21 protein-coding genes and 1 pseudogene are annotated in these 20,671 nt (G+C 65.3%); 10 read left to right on the top strand and 12 right to left on the bottom strand.

Going from position 1 to position 20,671, the window contains the following annotated elements; all coding sequences use genetic code 11:
* Positions 1-34: 34 nt before the first annotated feature.
* Positions 35-2,725, bottom strand: a complete 2,691-nt coding sequence (gene topA, locus ACW179_RS17580; protein ID WP_492060748.1) for a type I DNA topoisomerase — start codon at positions 2,723-2,725, stop codon at positions 35-37.
* Between the two features lie 179 nt (positions 2,726-2,904).
* Here topA and ACW179_RS17575 point away from each other — a divergent pair, with 179 nt between their 5' ends.
* A complete protein-coding gene (locus ACW179_RS17575; protein ID WP_492064345.1) occupies positions 2,905-3,078 on the top strand; it encodes a hypothetical protein in 174 nt (57 codons plus the stop codon).
* On the opposite strand, the gene ACW179_RS17570 is transcribed toward ACW179_RS17575, so the two are convergent.
* The 5 genes from ACW179_RS17570 to ACW179_RS17550 all read right to left on the bottom strand — a co-directional run bounded on the left by ACW179_RS17570 (position 3,075) and on the right by ACW179_RS17550 (position 6,420).
* Entirely contained in the window at positions 3,075-3,482 is a 408-nt protein-coding gene (locus ACW179_RS17570; protein WP_492060747.1) for a DUF2442 domain-containing protein, read from the bottom strand. The two genes, ACW179_RS17575 and ACW179_RS17570, sit on opposite strands and share 4 nt — an antisense overlap.
* Positions 3,475-3,714: a DUF4160 domain-containing protein gene (locus ACW179_RS17565; RefSeq protein WP_492060746.1), complete on the bottom strand. Its 240-nt coding sequence runs from the start codon at positions 3,712-3,714 to the stop codon at positions 3,475-3,477. Before ACW179_RS17565 ends, ACW179_RS17570 begins: the two co-directional genes overlap by 8 nt.
* Before the next feature lie 29 nt (positions 3,715-3,743).
* Positions 3,744-4,841 carry a DNA-processing protein DprA gene (dprA, locus tag ACW179_RS17560; RefSeq protein WP_492060745.1) on the bottom strand — a complete coding sequence of 366 codons (1,098 nt, stop codon included), beginning with the start codon at positions 4,839-4,841 and terminating at the stop codon, positions 3,744-3,746.
* Complete coding sequence (plsY, locus tag ACW179_RS17555; protein ID WP_492060744.1) at positions 4,838-5,485, bottom strand: glycerol-3-phosphate 1-O-acyltransferase PlsY; 648 nt, start codon at positions 5,483-5,485, stop codon at positions 4,838-4,840. The genes dprA and plsY overlap by 4 nt, the downstream gene beginning before the upstream one ends.
* Before the next feature lie 665 nt (positions 5,486-6,150).
* Positions 6,151-6,420 (bottom strand): type II toxin-antitoxin system ParD family antitoxin, encoded by a 270-nt coding sequence (locus ACW179_RS17550; RefSeq protein ID WP_492060743.1) that lies wholly within the window; start codon positions 6,418-6,420, stop codon positions 6,151-6,153.
* A 67-nt stretch (positions 6,421-6,487) separates the two neighbouring features.
* Between ACW179_RS17550 and ACW179_RS17545 the strand changes: the two genes are divergently transcribed.
* Entirely contained in the window at positions 6,488-6,862 is a 375-nt protein-coding gene (locus tag ACW179_RS17545) for a hypothetical protein (protein ID WP_492060742.1), read from the top strand.
* Positions 6,863-6,887: 25 nt separating this feature from the next.
* Here the strand turns inward: ACW179_RS17545 and pyrC are convergent, their stop codons facing one another.
* The 3 genes and pseudogenes from pyrC to ruvX (ACW179_RS17530) all read right to left on the bottom strand — a co-directional run.
* A complete protein-coding gene (gene pyrC, locus ACW179_RS17540; protein WP_492060741.1) occupies positions 6,888-8,189 on the bottom strand; it encodes a dihydroorotase in 1,302 nt (433 codons plus the stop codon).
* 178 nt (positions 8,190-8,367) lie between these two features.
* Positions 8,368-9,363 (bottom strand): aspartate carbamoyltransferase catalytic subunit, encoded by a 996-nt coding sequence (locus ACW179_RS17535; RefSeq protein ID WP_492060740.1) that lies wholly within the window; start codon positions 9,361-9,363, stop codon positions 8,368-8,370.
* Positions 9,364-10,231: 868 nt separating this feature from the next.
* A pseudogene (ruvX, locus tag ACW179_RS17530) lies at positions 10,232-10,459 on the bottom strand (Holliday junction resolvase RuvX); the annotation flags it as partial.
* Between the two features lie 10 nt (positions 10,460-10,469).
* Between ruvX (ACW179_RS17530) and ACW179_RS17525 the strand changes: the two are divergent.
* Complete coding sequence (locus ACW179_RS17525; RefSeq protein ID WP_492060739.1) at positions 10,470-10,910, top strand: hypothetical protein; 441 nt, start codon at positions 10,470-10,472, stop codon at positions 10,908-10,910.
* Positions 10,911-10,986: 76 nt separating this feature from the next.
* Here ACW179_RS17525 and ruvX (ACW179_RS17520) read toward each other — a convergent pair whose 3' ends face one another.
* The gene (ruvX, locus tag ACW179_RS17520) at positions 10,987-11,478 is read right to left on the bottom strand and encodes a Holliday junction resolvase RuvX (protein ID WP_492060738.1); all 492 of its coding nucleotides are present in this window, start codon (positions 11,476-11,478) and stop codon (positions 10,987-10,989) included.
* 102 nt (positions 11,479-11,580) lie between these two features.
* Between ruvX (ACW179_RS17520) and gatC the strand changes: the two genes are divergently transcribed.
* From gatC to gatB, 3 genes are read left to right on the top strand one after another with little or no spacing between them, the layout of a single operon-like run.
* Positions 11,581-11,868 (top strand): Asp-tRNA(Asn)/Glu-tRNA(Gln) amidotransferase subunit GatC, encoded by a 288-nt coding sequence (gatC, locus tag ACW179_RS17515; protein WP_492060737.1) that lies wholly within the window; start codon positions 11,581-11,583, stop codon positions 11,866-11,868.
* Positions 11,868-13,340, top strand: coding sequence for an Asp-tRNA(Asn)/Glu-tRNA(Gln) amidotransferase subunit GatA (gene gatA, locus ACW179_RS17510; protein WP_492060736.1), 1,473 nt, complete (start codon positions 11,868-11,870; stop codon positions 13,338-13,340). Before gatC ends, gatA begins: the two co-directional genes overlap by 1 nt.
* 5 nt (positions 13,341-13,345) lie before the next feature.
* Positions 13,346-14,839 carry an Asp-tRNA(Asn)/Glu-tRNA(Gln) amidotransferase subunit GatB gene (gene gatB, locus ACW179_RS17505; RefSeq protein WP_492060735.1) on the top strand — a complete coding sequence of 498 codons (1,494 nt, stop codon included), beginning with the start codon at positions 13,346-13,348 and terminating at the stop codon, positions 14,837-14,839.
* Between the two features lie 79 nt (positions 14,840-14,918).
* Here gatB and ACW179_RS17500 read toward each other — a convergent pair whose 3' ends face one another.
* Positions 14,919-15,431 (bottom strand): RcnB family protein, encoded by a 513-nt coding sequence (locus tag ACW179_RS17500; protein ID WP_492060734.1) that lies wholly within the window; start codon positions 15,429-15,431, stop codon positions 14,919-14,921.
* A 533-nt stretch (positions 15,432-15,964) separates the two neighbouring features.
* Here ACW179_RS17500 and ACW179_RS17495 point away from each other — a divergent pair.
* Entirely contained in the window at positions 15,965-16,240 is a 276-nt protein-coding gene (locus ACW179_RS17495) for a sel1 repeat family protein (RefSeq protein WP_492060733.1), read from the top strand.
* Between the two features lie 47 nt (positions 16,241-16,287).
* Here the strand turns inward: ACW179_RS17495 and ACW179_RS17490 are convergent, their stop codons facing one another.
* Positions 16,288-17,028 (bottom strand): polysaccharide biosynthesis/export family protein, encoded by a 741-nt coding sequence (locus ACW179_RS17490; RefSeq protein ID WP_492060732.1) that lies wholly within the window; start codon positions 17,026-17,028, stop codon positions 16,288-16,290.
* Between the two features lie 84 nt (positions 17,029-17,112).
* On the opposite strand from ACW179_RS17490, the gene ACW179_RS17485 reads away from it, so the two are divergent.
* From ACW179_RS17485 to ACW179_RS17475, 3 genes are all read left to right on the top strand, one after another.
* Positions 17,113-18,612 carry a GumC family protein gene (locus tag ACW179_RS17485; RefSeq protein ID WP_492060731.1) on the top strand — a complete coding sequence of 500 codons (1,500 nt, stop codon included), beginning with the start codon at positions 17,113-17,115 and terminating at the stop codon, positions 18,610-18,612.
* A 74-nt stretch (positions 18,613-18,686) separates the two neighbouring features.
* A complete protein-coding gene (locus ACW179_RS17480) occupies positions 18,687-19,388 on the top strand; it encodes a P-loop NTPase family protein (protein WP_492060730.1) in 702 nt (233 codons plus the stop codon).
* Entirely contained in the window at positions 19,388-20,626 is a 1,239-nt protein-coding gene (locus tag ACW179_RS17475; RefSeq protein WP_492060729.1) for an O-antigen ligase family protein, read from the top strand. The genes ACW179_RS17480 and ACW179_RS17475 overlap by 1 nt, the downstream gene beginning before the upstream one ends.
* Positions 20,627-20,671: the final 45 nt, after the last annotated feature.

Below are 20,671 nucleotides of genomic sequence, written 5' to 3'. Positions count from 1 at the left end.
GCAATCTAATCCTGGATCGCCGTCATGGGTAGCCTCAGCTCTCGGCCTTAGCGGCGGTCTTCTTGGGCGCGGCCTTCTTGGCGGCAGGTTTCTTGGCCGCCGGTTTTTTCGCGGCTGCCTTCTTGGCCGGAGCCTCGCCGTCAGTGGCGGCTTTCGCCTTGGTGGTGGCCTTGGCGGGGGCCTTCTTGGCGGCAGCCTTCTTGACCGGCTTCTTGCCGCCGCCCTTGGCGACGCGTTCGGCCAGCAGGACCACGGCTTCTTCCAGGGTCAGGGCCGCCGGATCGGCACCCTTGGGGACGTTGGCATTGGTGTCGCCGTGCTTGATGTAGGGGCCAAAGCGGCCCGAGAGCACCTTGACCGGCTTGCCGTCCTCGGGGTGATTGCCCAGCTCGGCCAGGGCCGCGGCCTGACCACGTTGCGGACGCCCGCCACCGGCTCGCTTGTCGGCCAGCACCGCGACGGCGCGGTTCAGGCCGATGTCGAATACCTCTTCGGCGGTCTCCAGATTGGCATAGGTGCCCTCGTGCAGCACGAAGGGCCCAAAGCGGCCAAGGCCGGCGGTGATCTTCTTGCCGTCGTCGGGGTGCAGACCGACCTCGCGGGGCAGGGACAGCAGGCGCAGGGCCTTTTCCAGATCAAGCCCGGCCGGGGTCCAGCCCTTGGGCAGGCTGGATCGCTTGGGCTTGTCGCCGCTGTCGGCGGCCGCCGGCTCTTCGACATAGGGACCAAAGCGGCCGTTCTTCAGCCACACCGCGCGACCGGTTTCCGGGTTGATGCCCAGCTCCTTGTCGGCGGTTTCCGCCTCGCCCTCGCCATCGGACGACGTGGCGAGCTGACGGGTGAACCGGCATTCGGGATAGTTTGAGCAGCCGATAAAGGCCCCGAACTTGCCGACCTTCAGCGACAGCTGGCCGGTGCCGCAGGTCGGGCAGATACGCGGGTTGGTGCCATCGCCCTTGTCAGGGAAGATGTGCGGACCCAGGGCGTCGTTCAGGGCGTCCAGCACGTTGGTGACGCGCAGTTCGGCGATCTCGCCGACAGCGGCGGCGAAGTCCTTCCAGAAGTCGCGCAGGAACTGTTTCCAGTCCAGCTTGCCGTCCGACACCAGGTCCAGCTGCTCTTCGAGGCCGGCAGTGAAGTCATACTCGACATAGCGGCGGAAGAACTGCTCCAGGAAGGCGGTGACCAGGCGGCCCTTGTCTTCCGGGATGAAGCGGTTCTTCTCCATCTTCACATATTCGCGGTCGCGCAGCACGGTCAGGACCGAGGCATAGGTCGACGGACGGCCGATCCCCAGCTCTTCCATCTTCTTGACCAGGCTGGCTTCCGAATAGCGCGGGGGCGGTTCGGTGAAGTGCTGGTCGGCGCGGGCGTCGATCACCTTGGCGGCTGCGCCTTCGGTGATCATCGGCAGGCGGGCGCTGTCCTCATCGCCGTCATCGTCGCGGCCTTCTTCGTACACCGTCAGGTAGCCGGGGAAGAGCACCACCTGGCCGGTGGCGCGCAGGCCGGTCAGGCCGTCGTGGCTTTCGATGTCGACCGTGGTGCGCTCGATACGGGCGCTTTCCATCTGCGAGGCGATCATCCGCTTCCAGATCAGCTCGTACAGGCGGCCCAGATCCGGCTCCAGGCGCAGCGAGCCGGGGTTGCGGGAAAGGCTGGTCGGGCGGATGGCTTCGTGGGCCTCTTGCGCGTTCTTGGCCTTGACCTTGTAGTAGCGCGGCGTCTCGGGAACGTAGTCCTTGCCATAGACTTTGCCGATCACGTCGCGGGCCTCGGCGATGCCCTCGGGGCCGACCGACACACCGTCGGTTCGCATATAGGTGATCAGGCCGACGGTCTCGCCGCCGATGTCGATGCCTTCATACAGCTTCTGGGCCGCCTGCATGGTGCGCTGGGCCGAGAAGCCCAGCTTGCGCGAGGCTTCCTGCTGCAGGGTCGAGGTGGTGAAGGGCGGGGCGGGCGAGCGCTTGCCGGGCTTCTTCTCGACCGCCGCGATCTTGAACACCGCCTTTTCGACCGCCGCCTTGGCAGCCAGGGCCGAGCCTTCGTTGTTCAGGTCGAACTTGGTGAGCTTCTTGCCGTCGTGCTTGACCAAGCGGGCCAGGAACGGATCGGCGCCGGCCGAGATGTCGGCATCGACGCTCCAGTACTCCTGGGTCTTGAAGCGCTCGATCTCCATCTCGCGCTCGACGATCAGCCGCAGGCAGACCGATTGCACCCGGCCGGCTGACCGGCTTCCCGGCAGCTTGCGCCACAGGACGGGCGAGAGGGTGAAGCCGACCAGGTAGTCAAGCGCCCGGCGGGCCAGATAGGCCTCGACCAGTTCCATGTCGATGTCGCGCGGATTGGCCATGGCCTCCAGCACGGACGACTTGGTGATGGCGTTGAAGGTGACCCGCTGAACGGTCATCCCCTTGACCGCCTTCTTCTTGTTCAGCACCTCCAGGATGTGCCAGCTGATCGCTTCCCCTTCGCGGTCGGGGTCGGTGGCCAGGATCAGGCGATCGGCCCCCTTCATCGCGTCGATGATGTCGGAGACGCGCTTGGACGACTTGGCGTCGATCTCCCAGCTCATCGCGAAATCGTTGTCCGGTTCCACCGAGCCGTCCTTCGATGGCAGGTCACGGATGTGACCATAGGAGGCGAGAACCGTGTAGTCGGACCCGAGATACTTGTTGATGGTCTTGGCCTTGGCCGGGCTCTCGACGACGACGACGTTCATTACGACTCTTGGATCAGGGGAAAGGGTCGCCCGGGAGGCGAGCGCCGGAAAGTGGGGGCGGGACGGGGGCAATGTCAACGCGGGCTGTGTCTGACGGAGCCGTTTGCCTGATTTGGTAGGTGGTTGTTAAGGCTCGACGGGCAAGATGCGAGCCTGAAACCCCTGCCTCCTTGGCCAATATGCAAGTCTCGAGCTTCAATCGGATCGCCACCGAGGCCTATGTCTCGCCGATCCAGCCCGTCAAGCCGGTGACCTCCAACGCGGAACGCGCGCAGATCGCCGACCGCCTGCGTGAAGCCGTGCGCGCCGCCCCGGCCCAGGGCATGGGTGTTTTGGTAGACCTTTCGGTTTAGGCGCTTTTCGCGGTGCGAGGCCTTCCGCCCCGCGCGCCATTGGCCCTGGCCGCCGCAGCCTTAGCCTCAGACGTCGCCTGTCCAGCCCTTCGCGCCATGTGCGACCGCATTCCGAAGATGTCCGCCAGCAGGCCCGGAACCGTCAGATCGACATCCAGAGCTTCCCAGCGAAGGCCATAGCCGTGCCCCAGAACCGCCACGTCAGACAACTGCGCGGCGCTCGCGCCCTGAAGTTCGTGGAGCAGGCCGGCAGGAAAGGCGAAACTCGCCCCGTTTGTCAGGGTCACGGTGACCTGTCCGTCAGCCGGCGCGTAGAGCGCCGACAGCGCACGGGGCTCTTCCTGCTGTGTCCGGGCGCCACGGACCAGGGCGGCGTCGATCTGGGCGTCGGTCAGTTCAGCCATGGATAGCGCTCCAGTGCGCGAGCAAGGCGTCGCGCTGTTCCACCACAATCGAGAAGGCGCGGCGGATTTCGCCCCGGGTCATATCGACCGCCCATACCAGTTCCGGCGAGCCATCGGGCCCGGCCAGATTGATCTTCGCCTCGCCGTCGCCGAACACGTGAACATGGGCCGGCTCGTGATCGTTGGTAAAGATGACGACGCGCAGGCCGTAGGCGCGATAGACGGTGACCATCGTCAGAATAACCTATCGTGATGGGTTTTTCAAACCCCCGCCACCATCCCGCCCGCCAGAAGTTCGGCCCGGTCGGCCAGGGCCAGTTCCACCAGGGCTGCCATCACCGCCGAGGTCGGCGCGCCCGTCGCCCTGACCAGCTCGTCGCGCGAGACGGCGGTGGGCGAGAGCAGGGCGGCCAGCTGTTCGCGCAGGGCGTCCAGGTCGTGGTCGGCCTCGGGCCCCTGATCATAGGAGCGCTCGCGCTCGCGCAGATGGGCCTGGCCCGACAGGTTGCGCAGGACGTCCTCGGCGCCCTCACACAGGATCGCGCCCTGGCGGATCAGGTCGTTGGTTCCCCTGGCGCGCGGGTCCAGCGGCGAGCCGGGCACGGCGAAGACGTCGCGGCCCTGCTCGGCGGCCAGGCGCGCGGTGATCAGCGAGCCTGACTTCAGTTCGGCTTCGACCACCACCACGCCCAGCGACAGGCCCGAGATGATGCGGTTACGGCGCGGGAAGTCCTTGGCCTGGGCCCGGCGGTCGGGGGCGCTTTCGGAAACCACGCAGCCCTCGGCGGCGATGCGGGCGTGCAGGGCCGCATGCTCGGGGGGATAGATGTCACCGACCCCGCCGCCCAGCACCGCCACCGTACCGGTGCGCAGCGAGCCCTCGTGTGCTGCGCCGTCGACGCCGCGCGCCAGGCCCGAGACGATGACGTGACCGGCCTGGCCCAGTTCGGCCGCCAGTTGGCGGGCAAAGCGCTGGCCGCCGGCCGAGGCGATCCGCGCTCCGACGATGGCGACGCTGGACTGGGGCAGCAGCTCGGCCCGGCCCAGTGCCCACAGCACCGGCGGCGGCGGGTCGAGCGCGGCCAGGCGGGCGGGAAAGTCGGGCTCGCACACGCACAGCAGCCGCGCGCCGATCCGTGCGCCGGCTTCAAGCTCGCGCTCGATCGCCTCGCGGGGCGGGGCGGTGAGGGGCGTGGGCCGACCGCCGCGCCGCGACAGGTCGGGCAGGGCGCTCAGGGCCCGCTCGGGGGTGCCGTAGCGGGTCAACAGATGTTCGAAAGCGACGGGGCCGACCGTCTCGGTGCGTGCCAGCCTAAGCCAGGCCAGGCGCTGGATGTCCGAGAGGCGGCCCGAAATCACGCGGCTGGAGGCGGCGTCTCCGCCGTCTTCTTCTTGCCGATCTTCGGCTCTTCGCCCTTCAGTAGGCGGGCGATGTTCTCGCGGTGGCGGATGAAGATCAGCACCGCCATGAACAGGGCGAGGACCAGCATCGGATAGGGCTGGTCGGTAGCCAAGGCGAACGGCGCGGCGAGGGCGGCGGCGGTCAGGGCGGCCAGGGAGCTGATCCGGAAGATCGCCGCCATGGCGATCCAGGTGATGGCGGCCAGCGCCCCCACCGGCCAGCAGGCGGCCAGCAGCACGCCATAGAAGGTGGCCACGCCCTTGCCGCCCTTGAACTTCAGCCAGACCGGGAACAGGTGGCCCAGGAAGGCCGCCCCGCCGGCCAGGGCCACGATGGCGGCGCTGTCGTGGGTCAGCCAGCGGGCCAGCAGCACGGCGACCACGCCCTTGCCGGCGTCGCCCAGCAGGGTGATCGCCGCCAGATCCTTGCGGCCCGAGCGCAGCACATTGGTCGCGCCGATATTGCCCGAGCCGATCTGGCGGATGTCGCCGGCCCCGCCGAGGCGGGTGGCGATCAGCCCGAACGGGATCGAGCCGAGGAGGTAGCCTCCGACGACGGCGATCGCGAGCGTGAGATAGACGGCTTGAGCGAGATCTTGCACGTTTCGACCCTAAGGCGAGTTGCGCGCGATTTCAACCGCTACGCAAAGGTTTGGTTGGCGCAGGTGTAGCAGCAGACTCGGGGCGGGGGCAAAAGGGGAGAAGGGTGAGAACAGCCTTGCCTCGATACGAGCAAGTTTGTCCGCCAACAGATAAAATCACCCGAGGGAGCGACGAAGCCGCATTGTAAGAAGGCCGCAGACCATACCGGAGCATCCGCCGACCAAGCCAGCAACGGCGGGTATAAAAGAGGCCTCTCGAACCTGAGTAGCTGCAAGATCGCTCAGCTCCCAATCGATGCTGTAAAGCGCTGCAGCGGCTAGCAATCCAACACCCATGCAGGAGGCGAGATATACTGGCGTCGATGACCTCAGAACCATGGGGCGTGTTGCGACCAGGCCTACTGCTAGCGCGGGAAGAAAGAAGAAAGTCACCCAATATGGCGGATAGAGAAGCGCTAAAGTCAGACCGAGAGGGTGCAGCCAGAAAGCCCAAGCTACGTCAAACATGCCCGGCGGTATTTGCTTTGCGACAAGTGCATAGCCGTGGCTGAAAATCCACAAAACTACCGTTGCAGCTATTGAGCCACCAATCAGGAAAATCACCCACATCTTCGTCAGGGGCGATGGCCACCGTCCAGATCTTATCTGGTCGGCCAACTCAGGCGTCATAAGGCCCGGATCCGGCGGCCGGCCACCGCTAGGATGTCGTCCATCGAGCTGGAACTGACGCCGCTGTCCTCGGCTTCGTCGATCAGGCGTTGCATGGCGGCGATCTTTTCCGCGCGTTCCTGGTCGCGGCGGATCAGGTCGCGCACATAGTCGCTGGCGTTGCTGTACCGCCCGGTCTCGGCGCGCCCTTCAACCCAGTCTTTCATGGCGTCGGGCAGGGAAACATTCATGGTCGCCATCATGTACCTCTCATGTGATTGAGGCATTTTTGGCAAAAATTGTCAATTTTTGACGGGGATGGACGGCTTCGCTTCAGCGCGTCGGGCGCTCCGCTTGTCCTCGCACCAATCCGTGCGCGGTCGCTGCGGTTTTGCTAAAGAAGGCCTGATGACAAGAATGCCCACTTCTAACGGAAACAGGGCCGCGCCATGGCTGATCGCGGCCTTCGTGCTGGGCGTATTTGTTGCTTCCGCCTGCGTAATCCCAGCGCTGCGCTTCTACATCGATATCAGCCATCCATACCTGATTGGGCTCTCTAACCTGGGACTGCTCGGACTGTTTACCTGGCTATGGCGTAATCGTCGCGAGGTCAGGCCGTCATTCACCGCGAACGCCTTGGCGTTGCTGGGGCAGACGGTGTGCTTCGCGGTCGGAGCAATTGGTGCCTTTTACGTTTTGATGTCTCTCTATCCGCCGAACTTTGGGTAGCGCGGTCGACTGTCCGACACGGGCCTCACCCCTCCGCCCGATGCACCACCCGTCCATCGACCAGCGTCATCAGCACCTGGCCCTGCAGCCTGCGCCCGTCGAACGGTGAGTTTTTCGACTTGGACAGCAGCTTTCCCGCATCGACGATGATCGGCGCGTCGATGTCGCAGAGCACCAGATCGGCCGGCGCCCCCGGCGCGATGCGGCCGCCGCGCAGGCCCAGCAGTTCGGCCGGGGCCAGGGTCACCGTGCGGATCAAATCCACCAGCGGCAGGCGCTCATCGTGATACAGCGACAGCAGGGCCGGCAGCAGGGTTTCCAGGCCGATGGCCCCGGGGGCGGCCTCGTCGAACGGCAGGCGCTTGTCCTCGGCCGGGGCCGGGGCGTGGGCGGAAACGACGATGTCGATCAGGCCGGACGCCAGGGCCTCGATCAGGGCCTGACGGTCGTCCTCGCCACGCAGGGGCGGGGTGACCTTGGCGAAGCTGCGATAGTCGCCGATGTCCAGTTCGTTGAACGACAGGTGGTTGATCGATACGCTGGCATGCAGGCGCAGGCCCTTGGCCTTGCCGCGCGCCAGGGTTTCCAGCGCGCCGGCGCTGGTGATCTGGTCAACCAGCAGCCGCCCGCCGGTGGCTTCCAGCAGGGCGATGTCACGCTCCAGCATGATCCGCTCGGCCATCGGCGAGATCGAGGGCAGGCCCATGCGGCCGGCAAATTCGCCGCCGATCGCCGCGCCCCCCTTGGCCAGCCACATGTCCAGCGGGCGATGGGCCAGCAGGGTGTCGAAGCCCTTGGCGTAGGTCAGGATGCGCTGCATCACCTTGCTGTCGACGATCGGGCGGTCGGCATCGGTGATGTAGACGCAGCCGGCCTCGCGCATCAGGCCGATCTCGGCCATCTGCTCGCCGCGCAGCCCCTTGGTCGCCGCACCGGCGCACAGGATGCGGGCGCTGTCGATGTCGCGCGAGCGGCGCAGGATGAAGTCGACCACGCTGGGATCGTCGATGGCCGGATCGGTGTCGGGCTGCACGACGATGCTGGTCACGCCTCCGGCCGCAGCGGCGCGGGCTGCGCTGGCCAGGGTTTCCTTGGTCTCGGCCCCGGGCTCGCCGGTCTTGACCCGCAGGTCGATCAGGCCGGGCGCTAGCAGCGCCCCGCCGCAATCTACAACGCGCACACCCTTGCCCAGCTTGCCAAACTCGCGGCCCTTGGCCACGTCGGCGATCACGCCCTCGGAGACGATGACCCCGCCGGGGCCGTCATAGCCGCTCTCGGGATCGACCAGGCGGGCATTCACGAAGGCGAAAGGCTGGGGCGCGTTCATGGTCTATGTCCTCTCCCTTCCCCCTCGATGGGGGAAGGGCCGGGGATGGGGGTGTTGGCGAGGCGGTGACGGTAGGGGTCCGAGAGGCTCGGAGCCCTGGGGTGCCAAGCGCCCGAACGCTGTGCCAACACCCCCACCCAACCCTCCCCCATCGAGGGGGAGGGCTCGTTTCGCGCGTTCATTGGTCGGCCTCCAGCCGGGCTGCGAGGCTGGTCAGCACCGCCATCCGGGCGGCGACGCCCATTTCCACCTGATCCTGGATCAGGCTGACGGCCGGATCATCCGCCACGTCGCTGTCGATCTCGACGCCCCGGTTCATGGGGCCCGGGTGCATGACCTTGGCCCCCGGCGCGGCGCGGGACAGCTTTTCGCGGTCCAGGCCATAGAAGCGGAAATATTCGCGGGTTGAGGGCACGAAGCCGCCCTGCATCCGCTCCAGCTGCAGGCGCAGCATCATCACCACATCGGCCCCGGCCAGGCCCGACTTCATGTCGTGGTGCACGGTCACGCCCCAGCGCTCGGCCTGGGCCGGCATCAGGGTGGGCGGTCCGACCAGACGCACGCTGGCGCCCAGGGTGTGGAGCAGGGAAACGTTCGAGCGCGCCACGCGGCTGTGCAGAACATCGCCGCAGATCGCCACGGTCAGGCCCGAGACGCGGCCAAAGGCGCGGCGGATCGACAGGGCGTCCAGCACGGCTTGCGTAGGATGCTCATGCTGGCCATCGCCGGCATTGATCACGTGGCCGCTGACCTTCTGGCTGAGCAAGGAGGCCGCGCCGGACGAGGCGTGGCGCACCACCAGCAGGTCGGGCCGCATGGCGTTCAGGGTCACGGCGGTGTCGATCAGGGTCTCGCCCTTGGTGATCGACGAGGTGCGCGGGCTCATATTGACGACGTCGGCGCCCAGACGTTTGCCGGCGATCTCGAAGCTGGACTGGGTGCGGGTGCTGTTCTCGAAGAACAGGTTCATCAGCGTCCGGCCCTTGAGCAGGTCCAGCGACTTGGTGGTCTGGCGGTTGAAGGCGACGAACGCCTCGGCCAGGTCCAGCAGGTCGGCCGCCTGGGGGGCGTTCAGGTCGCCGGCGGACAGGAAATGGCGTCTGGGAAACGCAAAGGCGCGCTTGCGGATCGCGTCGAGGGCGACGCGGGCGGGATCATGGGGCTTGGCCGTCATGAAACGGTGTCATAGGCGGCTTTGCCGGGCGAGGGAAGGCGGCGGGTGCGTGCGATGGGGGATAACCGGCCGTCGCCGCAGGCCCCCTCCTGACCTGCTGCGCAGGTCGTCCTCCCCCAAAGGGGGCGGATGAGATCATCTTCCCCCTCTGGGGGAAGACGGTCGCGAAGTGACCCGTAGGGGGCAAGTGCGGGGATACAGCGCCCTCCATCCCCGGCGGATCACCCACAAAACTCAACCCAATCAACGCCCTGCAAAAATCTCGTACCGCGCCGTCAGACGCGCTCAAAACGCCCCGCATAATGACTTCACCGGACAGCACGGGAAGGGCGCAAGGCCAGCGACCGTTGCGGCTGTTCGGGGTGGTCGAGCGGGAAGCTCAAACGATGGCGGGACGAGTGCCTTGTGCTCTGGGCTGCCAACCCTTTCGTGTCTGGCGGCGGTCGGCCGTGGAACACTAAAACGACGTCACGTCAGGGGTCGGGCGAGCAGCAGGCCGGTTCGGGAGAACCGGCAGTCCGGAACGGGGTCGCGCCCCGGTCCGCCCGTCGGAGGCTTAAAGGCGGCGAGGCCCGAACAGGGTTCAAGCGCCGCACGCCTCTGAAAGAACGACTGCTCGGAGCGTCTGATCTTCGTCGAAACGGTATTCTCTATCTCTCATCCGGGCGAGGCTCGGACGCTCCGTAGCCCTTCCCATAGCTCAGCGAGATGTCGCGTGAGGTCGCGGTGCCGCGCGTATTTAAATCCTCTCCCTGAAGGGAGAGGTGTCGGCGAAGCCGACGGAGAGGGGAGTGATGCGGGCTCAGCCGACTACCCCCTCCGGTCGCTACGCGACCACCTCCCCCTTCAGGGAGAGGATTTCAGCCGATCATACCTTGCCCGCCGCTTCGCGCATTCCCCGCATCCGCTCCAGGGCCCCCTGCAGGATCCAGCCGGCGGCCATCTTGTCGACCACCTCGGCGCGGCGCTTGCGGTTGACGTCGTGCTCCTCGATCAGCACCCGGGTCACGGCGGCGGTGGAGAGCCGCTCGTCCCAGAAGGTGATCGGCACATGGGGTTGCAGGCGCAGCAGGTTGCGGCCCAGGGCGCGTCTTGCTAAAGCAGTTTTGGCGAATATTTCCCATATGGAAACGATATTAAGTGTGCAATTAATATTGTTCCAAAGTATTTGGTCGCAAATGCTGGTTGAGATAAATATTTACTCAGATGGTGGTGGGGGATTAAAGGTGGTGCAGATATTCATTTTATTGTTTATGATGCTTGCAGCGTTTTCATTTATAATTGGAATTGGCGCTTTTGATGCGAATAATATCAAAACGTTCATTCCTTTTGTTGTTACATTTATGGCAATATTAATTGCCAATAGCGTAAAATGTCCCCGCTGTAGATTAGGTGTTCGTAGCAAAGGCTCGCTAGGCTATGGGCTAGAATATGTGCCCGACAAGAATTGCCCTCGATGCGGTAGATCACGTAAGGGAGTATGGCCGTTTCAATATCTGATTAAGCCGGAACACTGGGACGGGGTTGATCAGAACAAACGCCCCTGATGAATACACAATAGTAATCGACAATTCGTGTTTGGGCGGATTGTGCAGTGCGGTGCCGTATCACCTTACTTCCCACCTAAACCTTGCCCGCCGCTTCCCGTATCCCCCGCATCCGCTCCAGCGCCCCCTGCAAAATCCAGCCGGCGGCCATCTTGTCGACCACCTCGGCGCGGCGCTTGCGGTTGACGTCGTGCTCCTCGATCAGCACCCGGGTGACGGCGGCGGTTGAGAGGCGCTCGTCCCAGAAGGTGATCGGCACATGGGGTTGCAGGCGCAGCAGGTTGCGGCCCAGGGCGCGGTTGGACTGGCAGCGGACGCCCTCGGTGCCGTCCATGTTCATCGGCAGGCCGATGACGATGCCGGCCGCCTTGCGGCTGCTCATCAGCTTGAACAGCGTCTGCGCGTCCTCGCTGAACTTGGTCTTTTTGATCAGGGCCAGGGGACTGGCGACGGTGAGGGTGACGTCGGACACGGCCACGCCGATGGTCTTCTCGCCGGGATCGAGACCCACGATGGGCAGGTAATCGGGAATGGCGGCGGCGAAATCTTCGATGTCGAGAACAGGCATGAACGCGTCATAACACGGGGAAGCGCCCTCCCAACAAGGGAACCCTTGTCAAAGCGCCCCTTCGGCGGCTAACCCACCCGCTTGGAATTCAGGAGGCCCCCAATGGCCATTGACGTCGCCACAGTGCGCAAGGTCGCGCGGCTCGCGCGGATCGCCACACCCGAAGATCGCCTGGAGCCCCTGGCCCAGGAACTGAACGGCATCATGGCGTGGATCGAGCAGTTGGCGCAGGTCGATACCGACGGCGTCGAGCCCCTGACCAGCGTGGTCGGGGCCGGCGCGCCGCTGCGTGACGACGTTGTGACCATGGGCGGCGACGCCTCGGTGATCACCTCCAACGCGCCCAAGTCCGTCGACGGCTTCTTCGTCGTGCCCAAGGTGGTCGAATAATGAGCGCCCTTACCTCCCTGACCCTGAAGGCCGCCGTTGACGGTCTTGAGAAGGGCGAGTTCACCTCGGTCGAACTGACCACGGCCCATATCGAAGCCATCGAGGCCGCGCGCGCCCTGAATGCCTTCATCGTCGAGACGCCCGAGCAGGCGCTGTCGATGGCCGCGGCCTCCGACGCCCGTCGCGCCCTCGGCGTGGCCGGCCCGCTGGACGGCGCGCCGCTGGGCATCAAGGACCTGTTCTGCACCAAGGGCGTGCAGACCACGGCCTGCTCGAAGATCCTCGAAGGCTTTGTTCCGGAATACGAGTCGACCGTCACCAGCCAGCTGTGGCGCGACGGGGCGGTGATGCTGGGCAAGCTGAACCTTGACCAGTTCGCCATGGGCTCGTCGAACGAGACCTCCTATTTCGGCCCGGTGACCAATCCCTGGCGCTCGACCGCCAGCAACAAGGCCCTGACCCCGGGCGGCTCGTCGGGGGGGTCGGCTGCGGCCGTGGCCGCTGACCTGTGCCTGGGCGCCACCGCCACCGACACCGGCGGTTCGATCCGCCAGCCGGCCGCCTTCACCGGCACCGTGGGCATCAAGCCGACCTATGGCCGCTGCTCGCGCTGGGGCGTCGTGGCCTTCGCCAGTTCGCTGGACCAGGCCGGGCCCATCGCCAAGACCGTCGAGGACGCGGCCCTGCTGCTGACCTCTATGTGCGGCCATGACCCCAAGGACTCGACCAGCCTCGACGTGCCGGTGCCCGACTTCACCCAGTTCGTGGGCAAGTCGGTCAAGGGTCTGCGGATCGGTGTTCCGGCTGAATACCGCGTCGACGGCATGCCCGCCGAGATCGAAAAGCTGTGGGCCGACGGCATCGCCTGGCTGAAGGACGCCGGCTGCGAGATCGTCGAGATCAGCCTGCCGCACACCAAATACGCCCTGCCGGCCTATTATATCGTGGCTCCGGCCGAGGCTTCGTCGAACCTGGCCCGCTATGACGGCATGCGCTACGGCCTGCGTGCCGAGGGCGGCAACCTGACCGAGATCTATGAGAACACCCGCGCCGAAGGCTTTGGCGACGAGGTCAAGCGCCGCATCCTGATCGGCACCTATGTGCTGTCGGCCGGCTATTACGACGCCTACTACCTGAAGGCCCTCAAGGTGCGTCGCCGCATCGCCGAGGACTTCGACAAGGCCTGGGAGCGCTGCGACGCCATCCTCACCCCGACCGCGCCCTCGGCGGCGTTCGGTCTGGGCGAGAACAGCAATGACCCGATCGCTATGTATCTGAACGACGTCTTCACGGTGACGACCAACCTGGCGGGTCTGCCGGGGCTGTCGCTGCCTGCGGGTCTCGACGCCAACGGTCTGCCTCTGGGGCTGCAGATCATCGGTAAGCCGCTGGATGAGGGCACGGTATTTTCGGTGGCCGGGGCGCTGGAAAAAGCGGCCGGCTTCAAGGCCAAGGCCGCGAAGTGGTGGTGAGCGCGATGACCGATCAATCCAAAACCATTCAAGGCCGCACCGGCCCCTGGGAAATCGTTCTGGGCCTCGAGATCCACGCCCAGGTGGCCAGCAAGTCCAAGCTATTCTCCGGCGCCGCCGTGGGTTTTGGCGCCGGTCCCAACGAGCAGGTCAGCCTCGTCGACGCCGCCATGCCCGGCATGCTGCCGGTGCTGAACGGTTTTTGCGTCGAGCAGGCGGTCAAGACGGGTCTGGGCCTGAACGCCAAGATCAATCTGAAGAGCCGCTTTGATCGCAAGAACTACTTCTATCCCGACCTGCCGCAGGGCTATCAGATCAGCCAGTTCGACCAGCCTATCGTCGGCGAGGGCGTGATCAGCGTCGAGCACGACGACGGCTCGACCTTCGAGGTGCGGATCGAGCGCCTGCACCTCGAACAGGACGCCGGCAAGTCGCTGCACGACCAGGACCCGAACGCCACCTATGTCGACCTGAACCGTGCAGGCACGGCGCTGATGGAGATCGTCTCCAAGCCCGACATGCGCACCTCGGCGGAGGCAGCGGCCTATGTGAAGAAGATCCGCACGATCCTCGTCTATCTGGGCACCTGCGACGGCGATATGGAGAAGGGCAACCTTCGCGCCGACGTCAACGTCTCGGTCTGCCGCCCAGGCGACTACGAGAAGTTCCGCGAGACCGGCAGCTTCAGCCACCTGGGCACCCGCTGCGAGATCAAGAACGTCAACTCGTATCGCTACATCCAGCAGGCGATCGAGTACGAGGCCCGTCGCCAGATCGAGATCCTGGAAGACGGCGGCAAGATCGACCAGGAGACCCGCCTGTTCGATCCGACCAAGCTCGAGACCCGCTCGATGCGGTCCAAGGAAGAAGCGCACGACTATCGCTACTTCCCCGATCCCGACCTGCTGCCGCTGATCCTCGACGCGGCCTGGGTCAAGCGCATCGAAGAGACCCTGCCGGAACTGCCGGACGCCAAGAAGGCGCGCCTGCAGAGCCAGTATGGCCTGTCGGCCTACGACGCCGGCGTGCTGATCATCGAGAGTGACCGGGCGGATTACTTCGAGGCCGCCGCCAAGGGGCGTGACGCCAAGCTGGTCTCCAACTGGGTGACCAATGAGCTGCTCTCGAAGCTGTCTGCGGGCGGCCACGAGATCGCCAACTCGCCGCTGCCGTCGTCGGACATCGCCCAGCTGGTCGAGCTGATCGAGAACGGCACCATCAGCTCCAAGATCGCCAAGGAGGTCTTCGAACACATGTGGGCCGGTGAGGGGCGTCCGGCGGAGATCGTCGAGGCGCGCGGCCTCGTGCAGATCAACGACACCGGCGCCATCGAGGCGGCCATCGACAAGCTGATCGCGGCCAATCCTGAAAAGGCCTCGGCCGTGAAGGAAAAGCCCCAGGCCATCGGCTGGTTCGTCGGCCAGGTGATGAAGGAGACGGGCGGCAAGGCCAATCCGGCCACCGTCAACGACCTGCTGAAGGCCAAGCTGGGCCTGTAAGGGCCTTGTGGCTCTGAACAGACAAAAGGCCCGTCGCATTCGCGGCGGGCCTTTTCGCTATGCACCCAGGTCGCCAGATCTAGTGATTGGCGATAACGTCGAAGATCAGCCCCGTGGCGATGGCGGCCAGCACGTAGTCATTGCCGGTGCGGTACCAGTAGTAGCCCCGGGGCGGCGGGCGCAGGCGATAGTAGCGATAGTCACGCACCACATAGCCGCCGCCGCGATAGTAGCTCGGCAGATAGCCGCCTCGACGCCACGACTCATAGCCGGGGCGATAGCCCGGACGGCCATAGTAGTGAGCCGGCGGCGCGCCGTAGTGGAAGCGCTCGTTGTAATAGTAGCCGTTGTGGCGGCCACCATCCCAGCGGCTGCGGGCATCCCAACGGTCCTCGCGGCGATCCCAGCGATCTTCGCGGCGATCCCAGCGTCCGCCGTCATGACGGGCGTCGCGGCGATCCTCGCGGCGGTCCCAGTGATCTTCCCGGCGGTCCCAGCGCCCGCGATCCTGCGCAGACGCATCCGTGGCCATGGCAGCCATGGGGCCGGCCACCGAAGCGATGGCAGCGATGGTGAGCAAAAGACGTTTCATCTTCTCGTCTCCTTCCTGGTCGTGCGGCTTTGACCCCGCCATGTCCCTCGACCTTGGAGACGATCCTCGCGCCGGCCGGCTGAACCGCGCCTGAATGAGGCTGTCAGGCTGGGCCCCTCCGGGCGTGCCGTCGTCCCCGGCGCTGTCCCTTTAATGTGCGGCCAATTGTCCATTGGTCGTTTCGGCAGCAGGCTCTGGCTTGCGCCCTCGAGCAACCGGAGCATCCTTCGAGGCACTGAGATCCGTGGCCTGGTGGTTCTAAAGCGGAAGCGCCCCCCGGGATCGCGGCCTAAATCCCTTCAAGGCGCGGGAAAAGCCGCCAATAGGGTCGTTGAAGGGCGTTTGGCCTGCATGCGCGTTAATGCGCTGTATACCGCGATTTACGGTTAGTAACGTCCGTGAATAAGGTGTGTATTCGGTCTCTAGTTCATGATGTTTCGCCATTTAACTATATATTCAGTGGCGATGGACTTTCCTGCTTTCAGGCTCGGGATCTGGCAGAACGCTGGAGGGGCCTGACAGGAGATGAAGTCATGATGATGAGCATCGAACCCCCCGCCGCCCACGCCTTGCCGCTGCCGTCCGCCGAGTCGTCGGGTGACGAGCTGTTCCGCATGGGCCTGCTGTATTCGACCGGTCAGGGCGGCGCGCCGCTGGACTATGTGTCGGCGCACATGCTGTTCAACCTCGCCGCCATGCGCGGGTCGCTTGAAGCCAAGATCTATCGCAAGGAAATCTCGCAGGAGATGGCCAGCGAAGATGTCGCTGAAGCCCAGCGCGCTGCGCGGGAATGGCTGGCCCACGGCTGAACCCGGCTTTCGGGTTCAGCGCTGGGCGCTGTTGACGATGCCCCGGCCTAGCCGCCGAAGCCGTTGATGGCGTAGCTGAAGCTGACCGGCAGCAGGTCACGGAAATACTGCTGCATGAACAATCCGCCCTCGGCCACGCCGCTGCGCGGGACATAGACGACGTCAAACCGGCGAAGCGGCACCAGATCGGCTTCGCCAGGGCGACTCAGGCCCTTGAGCAGATCAGCCGTGCGCATCATGGCGCGACCGTCAGGGCCGCGGCGAATGATAACGACCTGATTGCGCCGGGACGTGCTTTTAAAGCCGCCGGCCTGGATGATGGCGCGCAGGGCGTCGCCGTCGCCGGCCATGTCATAGACGCCGGGATTGCCCACCTCGCCGCCGACAAAGATCTTGAGCGGCGTCGCAGCCTTGACCGAAACCTGCACCTGCGGCCGCAGAAGCTGGCCGGAGTAGGCCTGGGTTATCGCGCCCTGAAGCTCGCCGATTGTGCGGTCGGCCGCCATGACCGGTGCGATCAGGGGGAGGGCGATTCGGCCGTCAGGCTGCACCACCACCGACTTGTTCAACTCGGCCGCCGACGGCACCGTCACCTCGACCTCGTCGCCCGGATAGAAGCGATAGGCCGGCTCGGCTTCAGACCAGTCAGCATAACCGATGTTGGGGAAATTTGCCGTCGGGCGCGGGGCAGGGGTCAGGGGCTCGCTGTCCACGTGGCCGCAAGCGGTTGCGCCGCCCGCCAGGAGCAGGAGGGCCAAAGCCGTTGAGATGTGCGTGCGCCTTTGCATGCGACAAGTCTTAACAGGAATGGGTAACGAAGCCTTAAGGCCGGGTGGCCAGTTTGAAGGTGAGATTGAACCCTTCGGATTCGCATGTCGACGACGAGCGCCTGGACCAGTGTGCCGCATGACCCGCCGTCGCGCCGCGACTGGGCGACGCGCGCCCACTATGCGCCTACCGACTTCGTCACTTTACTGTGGCGCGAGCGCTATCTGATGCTGGTGGTTTTCCTGGTGATCGTGGCGCTGGGCGTCGCTTTTTCCATGACGCTGAAGAAAAGCTACACCGCCCAGTCCAGCCTGTTCGTTCGCCTGGGCCAGGAATATGTCTATGAGCCCCTGGCCGGTGATGCCGCGCGGGGCGCGGTGCCTGATGTCGATCAGGTGATCCAGTCCGAGGCCGAGATCCTGGGCAGCGGTGAACTGCGCGAACGGGCAATCCGCAAGATCGGCTTTGCGGCGCTGTTTCCCAGCCTTGGCCATCAATATGTGACCGCGACGCCTGAGGGTAAGCGCCGCCTGATCGCCAAGGGCCGGGACAATATCGCCCGTAACCTGAAGATCGAGACCGCGCCCGATAACTCGATCATTCGCCTGTCTTACCAGCACGAAAACCCCGAGATGGCCGAGAAGGTGCTCAACACCCTTCTGGAAGAGTACCTGATCTATCGCCGCAGCCTGCTGATCGGTGCTGACGACCGCGTGGTGGAACGCCAGCGAGACCTGTTCGAGCGCAAGCTGGCCGAGACCGACGCCAGCTATCAGGCCTTCCTGTCGACCAATGATATTGGCGATTTCACCGCCCAGAAGTCCACGCTCAACCAATTGCAGTCTCAGGCGGAACAGCAGAAGTACGCCATCGAGGCCCAGCTTCAGGACCGTCTTGGACGGCTGAACGCCATCGAGTCGGAACTGGCCCGCACCCCGGCCGAGACGGTGCTCTATCGCGACACCGACACCTCGGCGTCATCGCGACTGGCGCAGATGCGCCTGGATCGCGAGGGGCTGTTGTCGCGCTATCGGCCCGACGCCCAGCCGGTCCGCGATCTTGAGGCCCAGATCGCCCAGCTGGAACAGGGCGTGGCGGCGGGGCGCACCACGGGCGAAAGCGCCCGTCGCAGCGGACCCAATCCGATCTGGCAGACCCTTCAGACCTCCCGCAACGACCTGCGCGCCGAAGTGGCCGCCCTGCGCGAGTCGCTAAACACCTATGGCCAGCAGGTTCTGGATGTGAACCAGCGCTTGCTGCGCCTGTCAGAGCTGGAGCCCCAGTTCAACCAACTCACCCGGGACCGCGACGTGTTGTCGTCCAATGTGCGGGAGTACACCGTCAAAGAGCAGCAGGACGAGGCCCAGCGGCGAATGTCGTCGGAGGGTAGCGACAATATCCGCATCGTTCAGCGCGCCGTCGCGCCCTCAGAAGGCAAGAGCCTGAAGAAGCCGATCCTGGCCCTGACCCTGTTGTTTGCAGCCTTCACCGCCGCCTGCGCCGGTTTGGTGCGAATGTTCCTGCGGCCGGGCCTGCAGACGGCGGCCTCCGCCTCGCGCACCCTGGGCCTCCCGGTGCTGGCAACGGCCGGGGTTAAGCGGTGAGTGCTTTGGTCGCCTTTCGCGCCTTGGGCGAATAACGTTAGCCTGTAAGCCCTGAACGCGCGGCGATTCGACGAATGGTGGATTTGAACGCCGAAATGGCGGAGTTGTGGGGTTCCCTGGGTGCGCCCCCGCCCGGTCGCCCCTATGTGCTCCAGGTCATCTCGGCGCGTCGCGGCGAGGGGGCTTCGACCGTTGCTCGTGAACTGGCGCTGTTCACCGCCCGTCGGGCGGCTCGCAAGACCTGGCTGGTCGACATGGACCTGGGAACAGCCGCCCAGTATCAGGCGATCTCAAGCGACGCGGAGCGCTATGGCGCGTTGGGGCCGCCGGTCGCTGCTTCACCAGACGGGTCAGCCTTTTTCACCGTCCAGCCGCCTGCGCCGCGTCCCGACGGCGGCGTCTGGCCCGATGCACGCTATCTGTCCGCCTACGGGGTGGGCGGTTCGCGCTTCTGGGTGACGCGCTTCAACCGTGAGGCCCTGCGCGGCCCGCAGAAGGTCCATGTCATCCCCGGCGCGGAATACTGGGCCGCCCTTCGCCAGCATGCCGAGGTAGTGATCATCGACAGCCCCTCGGCTGACCGCTCTCAAGCCGGGTTGGCCATAGCCCAGCATATGGACCAGACGGTGCTGGTGGTCTCGGCCCAGCAGCCTGACGTCAAGCCGCCCGCCCAGCTTCGCGACGCCCTGGCGGCGGCCGGAGGTCGCTGCGCCGGCGTGTTCTTCAACCAGGTCTCGGTGCAGCCTCCCGGCTTCCTGAAAGCGATCCTGCCGTGATGTCTCCCGGGAGGGCCCGGCTCCTCCTGCCCCAGATCGCCACTGTCTCGGCTGCCGTGTTCCTGCTGCTGATCTATAGCCGGGGATGGGAGCTGCCCCTGTTTGGCGAAACCGCCAGCGTCTCGGCCTCGGGTTTCATGCGCGTGGCCTATCTGCCGGCCTATGCCGCCGGATTCGCCCTGATCGCCCTGGATCCACGCAACCTGATCCGCGCCACGCTACGGCAACCGTTCCTGGTCTTCCTGATGGTGGTGGTGGCAGGATCGGTACTGTGGTCCATCGCGCCCGACGTTACCTCGCGCCGGGCATTCGCAGTCATCTGCACCACGCTCGGTGGACTTGTCCTGGCCGCGCGGTTTACCTGGGCGCAACTGGCCGAGGTGGTGGCTGCGACCTTCGCGATCCTGATCGTGCTTTGTTTTGGCGTCTGCCTGGCGGTTCCGTCGATCGGCGTGATGACAGAGCTGTTTCCGGGCGCCTGGCGCGGCCTGTGGATGGAGAAAAACGCACTCGGCGGCGTGATGGCCTTCGGATTTTGCATCCTGGCTGCCGCCGCCCTGCTCAATCCCAGGCGGGCCAGGCTGTGGTGGCCGTTTGCAGGCCTGGCGGTGGTGCTGGTGCTGATGTCGACGTCGAAAACCTCGCTGGTCTCGCTGATGCTGGGCTTCGGCGCGCTGGGTTTCGTGCTGGCGGCGCAACGCAATCCGGCGGCCGGTGCAGCGGTGACCTGGACCGGCGTGACAGGCGTCGTCCTGCTGGTCGCCTTCCTGCTGGTCGCGTCAGACGTCTTCTTCGCCATACTGGGCAAGGACGCCACCCTGACCGGTCGCACCAAGATCTGGGCCGCAGCCATGCGTCAGATCGAGGAAAAACCCTGGCTCGGCTATGGCTATGCCGCCGTGTGGGACGACAAGAGCGGCTGGGGTCCCTTTGCCTGGATTAGCAAGGACGCCGGCTTTCAGGCCCAGCACGCGCATAATTCCTGGCTGGAGCAGTGGCTGGGCATGGGCTTGCTGGGGCTGGCCGCCTGGGGTTTGTTCTATATCCAGACGATGACCCTCGCGATCATCTCGGTGTTCCGTGACCGTGGGGCTCTGCTGGTCTTCCCGTTCCTCGTCGTGTTCAGCCTGGTGTCGCTGACCGAGAGCATCGCCGTCGGCTACAATGATTTCCGCTGGGTGCTGTTCGTGGCCTTCGCAGCCAAGCTGGCCTTTCCGGACCGCGAACTGGCGCGCTAAAGCATCGTGCGGAAAAGTGGGAACCGGTTTTCCGCGATAGCGATG

Source organism: Caulobacter sp. AVps18 (assembly GCF_058681425.1).
This window is presented reverse-complemented; position numbering and strand designations above follow the sequence as displayed.